Below are 13,246 nucleotides of genomic sequence, written 5' to 3' on the forward strand. Positions count from 1 at the left end.
CCCGGAATAGTTGTTTCCTGAAAGCGGGTGCAAAGATAGAGATTGTTTTTTTACCACGCAAACAATTCAACAAAAAAAATCAATCTTTTTTCTTCCATTTTCTACGCTCAGAATCCAAACAAAAGGATATCAAACCATTATAAAAAAATAAAAAATCAATCTTTTTTCAGGCTAACAGAAGAAAACCCGAAAAAGGGATCAAACCCGAGGGAAGACCCGGGAAATTTTCTGGGGAAAATAGTTTCTTCTGATCTTCGCCGGCTATAATTTCTTCGGCGGGAATGGGGCCGGAAAGCGTGAGAAAAGATGAAATTTCTTCCTTCGAATCACATTTTATAAGTATCTTCGCATAAAATCTGCATGCACCCTTTATCGGGTTGCACCCATTTAATAAAATTAGACTATTTCTGGCAACGGCATATTCAAGTAAACTTAATTGTTTTCTAGAAAACATTGCAAACAAGTTTGCTTTCTGCCCGTATTGCTTAACAAAATAGTTCAATTACATTAGGCATTTTCTCGCAACGGCATAATCCAAACAAGTTTGTCTTCTGCCCGTATTGCTTAACGAAAACGTTCATTAAAATTAGGCATTTGCCCGCTATGGCCAAGTTCAAACAAGTTGACTTTGCTCCTTTAGCTTAACGCAAATGTTCCCTGTGACATTAATGTAAAAAATAAGAATAAACACATGAAAGGTATCATTCATATCTTACAACGATTTTTACCCCCTTATAAGAAATATGTCTTCCTGGCATTCATTTTCAATATACTGACGGCCATATTGAATGTTTTTTCCCTCGCGACCATTATCCCGATCCTCCAGGTTTTGTTCAAGATAAACAGGGAAACCTTTTCCTTTATACCGTGGGGTAGTTCCGATTATTCGTTCGTAGACGTGGTGCTTAATAATGTGAACTGGTATATAACCCAACTTATAGATACATACGGGAGCAGTTCCACGCTGATGGCGCTGGCAGCCTTCCTGATCGTGATGACATTACTGAAAACGGGGACCGCCTATTTTGGATCCTATTTCCTTATCCCTATAAGGACCGGCGTGGTCAGGGATATCCGCAACCGGATCAACGACAAGGTACTCTCCCTCCCCATCGGTTTTTTTACGGAAGAGAGAAAGGGTGATATTCTCTCCAGGGTATCGGGCGATGTGAATGAAGTGGAGAACTCCGTGATGAGTTCTCTCGATATGCTTTTCAAGAATCCGATCCTTATCCTGATCTACCTGACCACTATGGTGATCTTAAGCTGGCAACTGACCCTCTTCGTGATGGTGGTACTGCCGGTGATGGGATTTGTGATGGGGCGTGTGGGCAGAACCCTGAAAAGGAGTTCTTTCATGGCACAGAACAAGTGGGGCGAACTGATGTCGCAGATGGAAGAAACCCTAAGCGGGCTGCGGGTGATCAAGGCATTCGGCGCGGAAAACAAGATCTCCGGAAGGTTCCATGGCGGGAATAACGAGTTCAGGCGCATGTCGAACCGTATTGCGCGCAGGCAACAACTGGCACATCCCATGAGTGAGTTGCTGGGCACCATCACCATCGCGGTTGTACTCTGGTTTGGGGGTTCATTGATATTAGAGGGCAACAGCATCATCGACGCCGCCTCGTTCATCTACTATCTGACCATATTCTATAGTATTATCAATCCGGCCAAGGAATTCTCAAAATCAGCTTACGCCGTGCAACGCGGACTGGCATCGATGGAGCGGATCGACAAGATACTGACTGCCGACAACAAGATCACCGACCCGGCACAGCCTGTTCCCGTCGCCTTCAACTCCTGTATAGATTACAGGGATGTCTGGTTTAAATATGAAACGGATTGGGTTATAAAAGGGGTGGATCTCAAGATCGACAAAGGAAAAACCATCGCCCTTGTGGGCCAGTCGGGTTCGGGAAAATCGACGATGGCAGACCTGTTACCCCGCTTCTACGATATCCAGAAAGGAGGGATTCTCATCGATGGGGTCGATATAAAGGATATGAGAGTCCGGGACCTGAGATCGCTGATGGGCTATGTGAACCAGGAGGCCATCCTGTTTAACGATACCTTTTATAATAATATAGCATTCGGGGTTGCCGACGCAACGGAAAGCCAGGTGATCAACGCCGCGAAGATTGCTAATGCCCACGAGTTCATTATGGCTACGGAGTTTGGTTACCACACCAATATCGGCGACCGGGGCGGAAAGCTTTCGGGCGGCCAGCGCCAGCGTATCAGCATTGCGCGGGCCATACTGAAGAACCCGAAGATACTGATACTGGATGAAGCCACTTCGGCACTCGACACCGACTCGGAACGGCTTGTACAGGAGGCGTTGGAAAAACTGATGAAGAACCGCACTACCATCGTGATAGCCCACAGGCTATCCACCATCAAAAACGCGGATGAGATCTATGTAATGAAAGATGGACGAATCGTGGAATCGGGACAACATTCCACACTTTATGCACAGGGGGGGTACTACACCTCATTGTGCGATACACAGCGCGATCTCAGTGAATAGCCTATCCCTTATCTTTTGGGACAGGGACAAGCGCTTCTTTTCCGGATATCTTTTCCAGTAACCTGTCCACTGCTTCGAAAGGAGAATTGATGCTCCGGAATTCCGGAACAATCTCTTTCATCCTCTTCACTGTCCGCATATCGTCATATTCGTAAGAGGTATGAATAAGTGCATCGACTTTCCGGCTCACATCTTCATATTCATACTCACGGACATCGGCGATCATGATTTTCTCATGGTAGGTAGGTTTGGTATGCTCGGCCGTGTTCAGTAACTCTTCATAGAGTTTTTCACCATGCCGCAAGCCGGTAAATTCTATCTTGATATTCTTTGAACCCGAGAGCCGGATCATCCTTTTGGCCAGATCCAGGATCTTGACCGGTTTCCCCATATCAAAAATATAGATCTCACCGCCTTTCCCCATAGCTCCCGCCTCCAGCACCAGCTGACAGGCTTCCGGAATAGTCATGAAATAGCGGATGATCTCCGGATGGGTTACCGTAACGGGGCCTCCATGTTTTATCTGCTCCCTGAAAAGAGGTATTACGGAGCCGTTGGACCCCAGCACGTTTCCAAAGCGGGTAGTAATAAACTGGGTTGTTTTTTTTCCGCTTTTCCCGATATATTTCGCCAGAGACTGCACATATATCTCGCAAATCCTTTTTGAACAACCCATCACATTCGAAGGGTTCACAGCCTTGTCTGTGGACACCATCACAAATTTCTCCGCATTGTACTTTACCGCCAGGTCCGCCGCTATCTTTGTCCCCAGGATATTGGTCTGCACCGATTCCGATGCATTGTCCTCCATCATCGGTACGTGCTTGTATGCCGCCGCGTGAAAAATATACTGCGGCCGTGTCCTGGAAAAAATCCTCTCCATCCGGCTGGCATTGCTTACATCGGCCACAATGATCTCCGCACGCATCTCTCTCCATTTCTCTTTCAATTCCAGCCTCATGTCATGCAATGGAGTCTCCGCCTGGTCTATGAGAATAATACTGTAAGGATTGAAGTTAGCTACCTGACGGACAATTTCGCTGCCTATCGATCCGGCAGCACCTGTCACCATTACCCGTTTTCCTTCAATATTTGAGGCTATCTCCAGCATGTTGATATGGATCGGGGCACGTGGCAGGAGGTCTTCGATCTGTACATCTTTCAACTGCTCCTTGCTCATGATCATCCCGTTCCATTCGTTGAGGGGAACGGTGGTAAGCAACGAAATATTGTGATCCACAAAATTACCCAAGAGTTCGGAATTCTTTATCTCTTCCATTTGCTGCGGCGAAACGATAATGGTCTTCACATCTTTGCTTTCCAAAGTTCTGAAAAGGTTCTCATTATTGGCGTAAATGGTTACCCCCATCAGTTCTTTCCCTACCATGTGACTTTCATCGGAAATAAATCCGAGTACCCGGTAGTTGAATTCACTGTTTCCTTTCAATGCTTTTGCAAGGCTGATACCGGCCTCCTTGGTGCCGTAGATAAACACGTTGACCGGTTTCACTTCTCTGCCTGTAATGAACTCATAGACCTCCTTCGTCAGTACCCGCGAAAAGATCATCAGAAACATATTGAGAAAGAAAATGGAGGTATAGGTAACATCATCCAGATGAAAATCGGACTGATACCTTTTCAGTATCACAATAATGGTATAGGTGATTCCATAACCCACCACCAGGGCGTACGTGATCCTCATCAAGTCGCTAAAGGATGAGAACCGCAGAATACCGCTGAATGTACGGAACAATATGAATGTGATAGCATTGACAAAAATAAGGATCAGATACAAGGTGACCCCGTCAGCCCTTACTTCCGATGTGAGCCCGGTGAATCCATATCTCACCATATACATCACCAGACAGGAGAACAGGACCATGAGAGTATCGATTACGAAAATGGTAAAACGGGATAAAACCCTGTTCGATAAAAAATTGTGTATCAAATTGCTCATAAAGATCTAATTTAGTTTGTACTCCTCATTAACGATAGCGTGACGTGTAGTCTTTCCTGTTTCTATCAACCGGATTCCTTTTTTAATTAACGGGTCCTCTTTTTGGTAAGCCGCCCAGAAAGCCTCTTCTCCGAAGAAATTCCGAATAATGTAGGCATACATCGCATCCTCAAGCAATTCACTCGACTCCTGAATATAATAAGGTCTTCTTCTGATACCATTATGGTCTGCAAAACTCACCAGATTCAGCAACAGCGGTTGTTGTTGCAAGTACCTGTAAAGTTCCTGCCATGTTTCGAAACTACTCAGTTTATCCCGGTTCATATCGGAATAAAGCATGGCATATTTCTCGTCCAACCGGTTATTCACCACCAGATTATAATAGGAATTGATCCCCAGGGTGTCGCGGGGTACAAAGATATCGGGCATGATACCGCCGCCGCCATAGACCGTCCTGCCCCCCGCCGTCTGAAAAGGAATGAGATGGTTCGACACCGTATCCACGTTGATATAATCTCCTTCAATATAACGGTTGATAGCCTCCATCTCATACTCATCGTATCTTCCTTTCTCATATCCGCGTTGGATAGATCTGCCCGAGGCCGTATAGTAGCGGGCCACCGTGAGCCTCATTGCCGAACCGTCCGGAAAATTACGCTGTCCCTGCACCAGTCCTTTACCAAAAGAACGCCTGCCGATCACCAGCCCTCTGTCGTGGTCCTGAACGGCTCCGGCAAAAATCTCACTGGCCGAGGCACTTAACTCGTCGATCAGCACCACCACATCATCATTCTTGCAGGTCCCCGATCCATTGGCATAGCTGTCGGTTCTCGGAAAATTCCTACCCTGCGTGTATACGATCAGGTCGCCCCTGTTCAAGAACTCGTTTACCATTGCTACCACAACATCCAGTGATCCTCCTACATTCCCTCTCAGATCAATCATAAAAGAGTTGGCTCCCTGGCTTTTTAACTTGGATATGGCAGAAATAAATTCGCTGAATGTATTAAATCCGAAGTTTCTTCCCAATTTAATAAAACCGATCTTGTTCGTCAGCATATAGACTGCATTGACGCTGTTCATAGGGATGTCACCCCGTGTAACGGTGATTTCGTGCAAACGTTCCTCCTCGCCTCTTATGATACCCAGTTTCACTTCCGACCCTATTTCTCCGCGCAGTTTTTCCATCACATCTTCATTCCGGAGCTTCTGTCCGGCAACCAGGGTATCATTCACCGTGACTATTCTGTCCCAATGCATTATCCCTGCGGCCTCGGAAGGGCCGCCCGGTACGATACCCGTCACCACGATGGTATCTCTTAACACATAGAAATTGACGCCAATTCCTGAGAAATGACCTTCCAGGTCTTCGTTCACCCGTTTCATATCGGCCGCCGAGATATACTCTGAATGCGGATCGAGTTCCTGTATGATATTGGGCAGCGCATCTTCCACCAGTTGACGCATATTGACCGTATCGACATACGACTCCCTGACGTAGTTCAGCACCGCGTCTATCTTGCCGTATCCCTCCACGCTTCCCGAACGTCCGAACTGGCTGTATCTGCTTCCGATAAATATACCCAATGCAATACCGATGCCAATCCACAAGGGCAGCCACGTTCTGGTCTTCTTACCTGAATTCATTCAATTTCTCTCCTGTTACTATTTTGTCCATTTCCACCGATACAAGTTCAACATTGGCCCTTTTCAGCAGATCTATCCCATCGCTTAACCGGTAATTTTCCGAATAAACCACCCTCTTTATACCGGCCTGGATGATCAGTTTGGCACACTCGATGCAGGGTGAAGAAGTGACATAGAGTGTAGCCCCGTCGCTACTATTGTTGGAGCGGGCCACTTTGGTGATTGCATTCGCTTCGGCATGAAGCACATAAGGCTTTGTGATATCATTTTCATCTTCACAGACATTCTCAAAGCCTGAAGGTGTGCCATTATAACCGTCGGAAATGATCATCTTATCCTTCACCAGGAGTGCACCTACTTTTCTGCGTTTGCAGTAGGAATTTTCAGCCCAGATAAAAGCCATGCGCATGTACCGCCTGTCGAGTAATTCCTGCTTATCCCCGTTTTGTTCCATCTTGAATCAGATTGCTTTCAAACTCATATCGAGACTTTTCACCGAGTGGGTCAACGCGCCTACCGATATATAATCCACCCCTGTTTCGGCAAACTCACGGATAGTATCGATGGTGATCCCTCCCGATGATTCCAGCTCCACACGGCCGTCCACGGCCTTCACAGTCTCCACTGCCCGGAGGGTCTCGCCGGGAGTAAAATTATCGAGCATAATCCTGTCCACGCCGCCTATGCGAAGCGCCTCTTCAAGTTCGTCCAGATTCCTCACCTCTATCTCAATTCTGAGTCTTTTGTTTCTCTCTTTTAAATAGTTTTGCGCGCCGCGGATAGCGTTTTCAATTCCTCCCGCAAAATCCACGTGATTATCTTTCAGCAGGATCATATCGAACAGTCCTATTCTGTGATTCTCCCCCCCTCCGATCTTGACGGCTTGTTTTTCCAGGATACGCATTCCCGGGGTGGTTTTCCGGGTGTCAAGCACTTTTGCGGATGTGCCTTCGAGCCGCTTCATATACTTGTTTGTAATGGTGGCGATACCGCTCATCCGCTGCATAATATTGAGTACAAGGCGTTCAGTCTGTAAAATCGACCGCACCTTTCCCGAGACAATAAAGGCCACATCTCCCGGCTTAACGTGCGAACCGTCGCCAAGAAAGATCTCGACCTGTAATTCCGGATCAAAAGTATGGAACACATCAATGGCAACATCTACCCCGGCAAGTATACCTTCTTCCTTGATTAATAATCTTGATTGCCCTTCTTCTGTTTCCGGGATACTACAGAGGGTGGTGTGGTCTCCGTCTCCGATGTCTTCGGACAAAGCCAGCCGGATAAGGTTATGGATTAATTCTTCTTCTGTCATATTAAAACGATAACGCGTCATATCAGAATAAACAAACATTATATCTGTTTTGTTATTCTTTTACAAGAATTTTAATGCAAAAATAAGAAATAAACGGTTATATTTGTCTCCAACAACGGCTTTTTTCATTTTCTGAAGCCAAATTCCCCAATATCCCGGTGGAATAGCATAATAAAACAAAAAATAAAGAGGAAGAGGAAGAATAAAGAGGAATTAATTTAAAATAAATTACAGGTTAATAAATTTCCACATGAAAATTATTCTGCTTTCCGTAGGCAAAACGGACGACCCGTTCTTTTCGCAGATCATAGAGGAATACAGCAGGAGGATCAATTTTTATATTCCGTTTGACATGAAAATCATACCGGATATAAAAAACACGAAAAACCTCTCTGAGAAAGAGCAAAAAAAGCAGGAGGGAGAAAAACTGCTGAAAGGGCTGCAACCGTCCGACTATGTCGTGCTGCTCGATGACAAGGGGAAACAGTATTCATCTTTGGAGTTCGCCGGATATTTGGAAAAGAAGACCTTTTCTGCCGCCAAGCGACTGGTTTTCGTTGTCGGGGGCCCTTATGGTTTTTCACAGGAGATCCGTGAAAAGGCCACCGAAACGATGTCGCTTTCCAGAATGACCTTTACCCACCAGATGGTGAGGCTGGTCTTTACAGAACAGCTTTACCGCGCAATGACGATTTTACATAACGAACCCTATCATCATGAATAAAAAATTTCACTAAAGTTAGACTATTTGAGTCGCAGGCTCCTCGATTTCCAATTCTTGCCATGGCATAATGCAAACAAGCTTGCTTTCTGCTCATTTGGCTTAACGAAATAGTTATTATATATTTGTAAAGAATTAAAGCAGAACAATGACAAAAAAGAAAACAATTCTTACTGTGATATGGGTCATTATTGCGCTGATCGTGATGGCATCAGTGGTCTCCCTGTTGATATTTCCCCGGTGGAAAGCCTTATTTTTGGTGGGGAGCGGCGCTTTTCTCATTCTGAATCTCCTGCTGTCGGTATTTTTTATCAGGAAGAACTTCAAAGATTAACCGTTATAATCCGGATCAATTCGTCTCCTGTTATCGCGAGAAAGAGTGCAGGAAAACTTGAAAACGACTAAATCAATTGAATTCAAAAGAGAGCAAATCAAAAATTTCCTTCTCCTGCGGATTACCGGAATGTTCGAAACCGGCAACCCTTTTCATCACATTCTCCGCGTTGCCAGGGGATATCCTGCCGAAGAATTTCAGTGTATTCAATGCCGATTGACGCAGCAGCAGCGATTCATTTTTCAAATCGATCTTTGCCTTCTCCAACAACTCACCAATGCGGATCCGCTCTATCGCATTTGACCGGATAATACACAACCTGGCGAAAAGCCAGTGCCCGGTAGCCCGTATATTTTCATTTTCGCTTCCGGTCCAGTCATGCACCAGTTCATCAGCACAGGGAAGTTCCTGAAAAAGGTTTTTACATGCCTGTTCACGTATCTCCTGATTAGCGATTGCCTGTGCCCACCTGCCGGCACTTTCTTTCGAAAATTGACCGGGAGGGCAGAGCATGGTCGCCAGTATCTTCAATTCACGCACATCTTCCTTCCACATTATCTCTGCCAATGTTTTATCCGGCTCGTACCTGAGCGCTATCTGTTTGAGTCCGGGAATATCCACTCCGAAATTCATGCGATATCCCACTCCTTTTGCCCGCATACTGGCGGCAGTCGCACCGTTCATCGACATCCGCAGATCGGCCCGTATATTGCGTAAGATCGTTTCCATTGTTTTGTTTATTCCGTTTGGCTGCAAAATTACGCTATTCGGGCGTGAAATTACCATTTTCCATCATTTTTCACTATATTTGTACCATAATTAAAGTATATAAAGATGAGACTCCTTTTGATCAGTAACTCCACCAATCCCGGTGAAGGATATCTGGAGTATCCCAAAGACCGGATCAAAGAATTTTTGGGAGAAAAAGCGAATAACGCCATTTTCATTCCTTATGCGGCGGTAACTTTTTCTTTTAATGAGTATGAAGAGAAAGTGAATGCCCGTTTTGCCGAAATAGGCCACCATGTCACCGGTATTCATCATTTCATCAATCCTGTGGAGGCCATCGAAAATGCCGACGCCATCGTTGTCGGGGGTGGAAACACATGGCAATTGGTGAAGATGCTTCAGGAAAAGGGGTTAATGAAGGTGATCCGTAAAAAAGTAAAGAAAGGCACTCCCTACATCGGATGGAGCGCCGGTTCCAACATTGCCTGTCCTACCCTGAGGACGACCAACGATATGCCCATTGTAGAACCCTTGAAGTTCAAAACGCTGAAACTGGTTCCTTTCCAGATCAATCCGCATTATCTGGATGATCACCCGGCAAATCATGGTGGCGAGACGCGCGAGACACGGATCCGGGAGTTCATTGAGGTAAACCGGAATGTGTATGTGGTAGGGCTCCGTGAAGGCACCATGCTTCTCGTTGAAGATGAGGAAATGGAGATGACAGGATCCCGCAAAGCGCGTATCTTCAAATACGGGCAGGAACCCATGGAACTCTCCAACGAAGATGACTTTAGTTTTCTTTTGCACCGTAAATGAGTACCGATCATACAAACCTACGACCGGCTACGTCGAAATTCCGACGAATTATCAACGACAGCAGATCGTTGGGAGTCCTTTTACTATTATGCACCCTTGCATCGCTGATCTTAACAAACATTCAAGGCATAGGGATTCACTATTACAATTTCTGGGAGACGATGATCCCCGGATTCCACTATCTGCATCTGCCAGATACGATTATCCACTTCGTGAACGACGCCTTGATGACGGTGTTCTTTTTCCATGTGGCAATCGATATAAAAAAGGAAGTAACCACGGGCGAGCTCTCCTCTCCCAGCAGGATGATGCTTCCCACTGTATCCGCGTTATTCGGCGTGGCTTTTCCGGCGATCATTTTTTCCCTCACCGCCGCCGGTACGGGGTACTCAAACGGATGGGCCATACCTACGGCTACGGATATTGCCTTTACACTCGGTATGGTGAGCCTGCTGGGAAAAGCAGTACCCCATTCCATGAAAGTCTTTCTAACGGCACTGGCCATTATAGACGATCTGTGCGCCATTCTCATCATCGCACTTTTTTACGGCACATCGCTTTACTTTATCTGGCTCGCAGGAGTGGCCGTTGCGGCTTTCGTTATTTTTGTGATCAACCGTCGCTTTCAGCATAAATTTGTCTATTTCGTCACGGTCATGCTGGCATTGGGCATGTGGTACTGTATGTACCGGTCGGGCATACATGCTTCATTTGCCGGCGTAATACTCGCTTTTATACTTCCGGTGAACAAGATGCCTGCATTCGAGAAGAGACTCAGTCTACCCGTCAACTTTATCATTGTTCCTATTTTCGCGCTGGCAAACACGAGCATTCTCATTTCGCCGGCCTCCGTCTCCGGCCTCAGCTCCCCGCTTTCCCTCGGGATCATCCTGGGTTTGTTTGTTGGGAAACCGCTGGGTATCTCACTCTCCGTTTACCTGATGGTCAGACTCCGCCTGGTCAGGTTAACAAATATACGCTGGTCCCGGTTTATAGGAGTCGGCATATTGGCAGGTATCGGTTTTACCATGTCGATATTCGTGTCGAATCTTTCTTTTCCCGATGACAAGATGCTGAAGGATATCGCGAAACTGTCCGTACTGATCGCTTCGGGTCTGGCGATGGTCGTGGGGTACATATGGCTCAAAGCTTTTTCTTCATCGGGATCAGACGCTGAGCCTGGCACGGTGAAAAGTCCAACGGAAGATTGAAAAGGGCCTCAATTATTATAACCGAAGCCGCTTTCCAATTTTATATTCAGGAATAATTCTTCCTAAAATCCTAAAAACCCCGGTGTTGCATATTTCCGTAGATCGTGTCGGAATGAAGTATCAGGTCGACATACTGTGCCCTCTTATAGATCAACAGATTGTCATTTTTATTGAGTATACTGTCAGAAAGCTTTCCTCTGAACTGTTCAATAGAATCGTAACCTTTCCTTTCCATCCATTCTTCAACCTCACGGATTATTTCGGTGATCTGTTTCATCCCATGCCTGTAGACAGCGCTTACCACCTGAACACAGGTTGCACCTGAGAGAATCAGCTTGATCACATCATCACCGTTAAAAACACCTCTGCTCGCACATACGGCAGCATTTACACGGCCATAGAGCATCCCCGCGATACGCAGCGACTGTTTATAATCGCCTTTTTTACTCAGGTTAAATGCTCTTCTGTGACTCTCCTTCTCAATATCGATATCAGGCTGAAAGAAAGAATTAAAAAGTACCATTCCGTCTACACCTGCTTCATCGAGACGTTTTGCGAAGTGCAGGATATTGGTATAATCGGAACTGAGCTTTACACTCACCGGTATGGACAGTTGTTTTTTTATCTCAGTAACCATCGCTATCTGCCGTCTTTCGATTTCAGCTGCATCGAGATCGAACTGCGTGGGGGTCTGGTAAAGGTTGAGTTCTATTCCGTCCACTCCGGTCTCTTCAATCAGACGTGCATATCGAAACCAGGAGGACTCATTCACAGCATTCAGGCTGGCGATCACCGGTACGGAAAGATTTTCTTTTGCATTGCGGATCTTTACTAAATAATATTCTATTTCGGAGCGATCGATATCGGGGTACAGCGAAGTCATCTCTGCATGGATATCGTTATACTCGTCCTTCAACTCGTCAAATTGCAGATCTTCCAATTGTATCTGTTCTTCAAAAAGTGTTTTATAGACTATCGCTGCGGCTCCTGCCTGTTCGGCCTTCTTCAGTGAATCGATTTCAGAGGACAGTTCTGATGCACCCAGTATGACCGGGTTCTTGAGCTGAATGCCCATATAGGATGTTTCCAGGTTCTTCATACGACTATATTTTATTTTATTAAAATTTCGACCAACTTATGGCAATTGAATAATTTATCTCAATACCGATTTGACGTATCAGACAAAGTTATACTTTTTTCACGAAAGAACCACATCAGAGTATAAAAATATAGCTGTTAAATATCCGTCCGGAAGGCAGCAAGTTGCAACTTTCAACTCCACAGGAATGAGAGAAAAAGGAATTGTCAAAACATTTTTCATTTTACATGATCTGTATATTTCCAATAAATAATTGTAGAAAAATATCCGACCAAGCCCGTTAAGACTAAAATGATATAACTAAGTTCGTTAAGCTGCAGTTTGTACTTGCCACCAGCCCCACTGTATAATCCTGGAATCGACCAAGGAAAATAATACCCGTAGCCTGTTGCGGCAATAATTTGAGAAAACACCAAAGTTAAAGCTACAAATCCTAACGGGGCTAAATATCCTTTTTGCCATACCGCAAAAAATGCGTTAGGTATGCCAATCAATATTGTTAAAACAGTAGTCATAAAATAATTTGACAAATGACCAAGGACAAAATATTCATTCGAAATTGGTAGATCTAACAATAAACCGATTATAAATCCTATCAGTAGATTTGAAAATGCCAATCCGATAGCCCAGAGTATATATACAATGAATTTCGCATTTGAAATTTTGGTTCGGGGAGTGGGTAATGCCAAAGCAAAAAAAGTAAACAATTTTTCATTGTTAGAGTTATATTGGGAAACCAGAAATATCAGCGATGCTTTATTTGCGCTGTCTCCCTTCTCTTATGTACATCCCCTTCAAAAGGTTACTTTCTTTACAATGGCAGGTCCAATCTCTTTTAGTTTAGTAACTCTATTTTATAGGAACAATTGGCTTTAAAAGAGAGG

The 13,246-nt window shown here is 45.1% G+C and carries 12 protein-coding genes; 5 read left to right on the forward strand and 7 right to left on the reverse strand.

The genetic code is table 11. From position 1 onward, the window contains the following. Positions 1 to 691 precede the first annotated feature (691 nt). Positions 692 to 2,530: an ABC transporter ATP-binding protein gene (locus Q0502_RS05785; protein ID WP_298648308.1), complete on the forward strand. Its 1,839-nt coding sequence runs from the start codon at positions 692 to 694 to the stop codon at positions 2,528 to 2,530. A 1-nt stretch (position 2,531) separates the two neighbouring features. Here Q0502_RS05785 and Q0502_RS05790 read toward each other — a convergent pair whose 3' ends face one another. Genes Q0502_RS05790 through nadC form a run of 4 tightly spaced genes read right to left on the reverse strand, consistent with a single transcriptional unit; the run spans position 2,532 to position 7,449 of the window. After that, positions 2,532 to 4,487: a nucleoside-diphosphate sugar epimerase/dehydratase gene (locus Q0502_RS05790; RefSeq protein ID WP_298648310.1), complete on the reverse strand. Its 1,956-nt coding sequence runs from the start codon at positions 4,485 to 4,487 to the stop codon at positions 2,532 to 2,534. Positions 4,488 to 4,493: 6 nt separating this feature from the next. Then, complete coding sequence (locus Q0502_RS05795; RefSeq protein ID WP_298648312.1) at positions 4,494 to 6,134, reverse strand: S41 family peptidase; 1,641 nt, start codon at positions 6,132 to 6,134, stop codon at positions 4,494 to 4,496. Further along, complete coding sequence (locus Q0502_RS05800) at positions 6,121 to 6,588, reverse strand: dCMP deaminase family protein (protein WP_298648315.1); 468 nt, start codon at positions 6,586 to 6,588, stop codon at positions 6,121 to 6,123. Before Q0502_RS05800 ends, Q0502_RS05795 begins: the two co-directional genes overlap by 14 nt. 6 nt (positions 6,589 to 6,594) lie before the next feature. Further along, positions 6,595 to 7,449 carry a carboxylating nicotinate-nucleotide diphosphorylase gene (gene nadC, locus Q0502_RS05805; RefSeq protein WP_298648317.1) on the reverse strand — a complete coding sequence of 285 codons (855 nt, stop codon included), beginning with the start codon at positions 7,447 to 7,449 and terminating at the stop codon, positions 6,595 to 6,597. 250 nt (positions 7,450 to 7,699) lie between these two features. Between nadC and rlmH the strand changes: the two genes are divergently transcribed. Together rlmH and Q0502_RS05815 are read left to right on the forward strand one after the other, a co-directional pair. Further along, the gene (gene rlmH, locus Q0502_RS05810; protein ID WP_298648322.1) at positions 7,700 to 8,173 is read left to right on the forward strand and encodes a 23S rRNA (pseudouridine(1915)-N(3))-methyltransferase RlmH; all 474 of its coding nucleotides are present in this window, start codon (positions 7,700 to 7,702) and stop codon (positions 8,171 to 8,173) included. Between the two features lie 145 nt (positions 8,174 to 8,318). Next, positions 8,319 to 8,504 carry a hypothetical protein gene (locus Q0502_RS05815; protein WP_298648325.1) on the forward strand — a complete coding sequence of 62 codons (186 nt, stop codon included), beginning with the start codon at positions 8,319 to 8,321 and terminating at the stop codon, positions 8,502 to 8,504. Between the two features lie 72 nt (positions 8,505 to 8,576). On the opposite strand, the gene Q0502_RS05820 is transcribed toward Q0502_RS05815, so the two are convergent. Beyond that, entirely contained in the window at positions 8,577 to 9,233 is a 657-nt protein-coding gene (locus Q0502_RS05820) for a DNA alkylation repair protein (RefSeq protein WP_298648327.1), read from the reverse strand. Between the two features lie 105 nt (positions 9,234 to 9,338). Here Q0502_RS05820 and pepE point away from each other — a divergent pair, with 105 nt between their 5' ends. Together pepE and nhaA are read left to right on the forward strand one after the other, a co-directional pair. Next, a complete protein-coding gene (gene pepE / locus Q0502_RS05825) occupies positions 9,339 to 10,052 on the forward strand; it encodes a dipeptidase PepE (RefSeq protein WP_298648329.1) in 714 nt (237 codons plus the stop codon). Beyond that, a complete protein-coding gene (gene nhaA / locus Q0502_RS05830) occupies positions 10,049 to 11,263 on the forward strand; it encodes a Na+/H+ antiporter NhaA (protein WP_298648331.1) in 1,215 nt (404 codons plus the stop codon). The genes pepE and nhaA overlap by 4 nt, the downstream gene beginning before the upstream one ends. A 70-nt stretch (positions 11,264 to 11,333) precedes the next feature. Here the strand turns inward: nhaA and Q0502_RS05835 are convergent, their stop codons facing one another. Both Q0502_RS05835 and Q0502_RS05840 read right to left on the reverse strand, forming a co-directional pair. After that, on the reverse strand, positions 11,334 to 12,362 hold the full coding sequence (locus Q0502_RS05835; RefSeq protein ID WP_298648334.1) for a dihydroorotate dehydrogenase-like protein: 1,029 nt from the start codon (positions 12,360 to 12,362) through the stop codon (positions 11,334 to 11,336). Between the two features lie 218 nt (positions 12,363 to 12,580). Continuing rightward, a complete protein-coding gene (locus Q0502_RS05840; RefSeq protein ID WP_366521767.1) occupies positions 12,581 to 13,069 on the reverse strand; it encodes an ABC transporter permease in 489 nt (162 codons plus the stop codon). Positions 13,070 to 13,246: the final 177 nt, after the last annotated feature.

The sequence above is a fragment of the uncultured Proteiniphilum sp. genome (assembly GCF_937873925.1).
GTDB lineage: Bacteria > Bacteroidota > Bacteroidia > Bacteroidales > Dysgonomonadaceae > Proteiniphilum.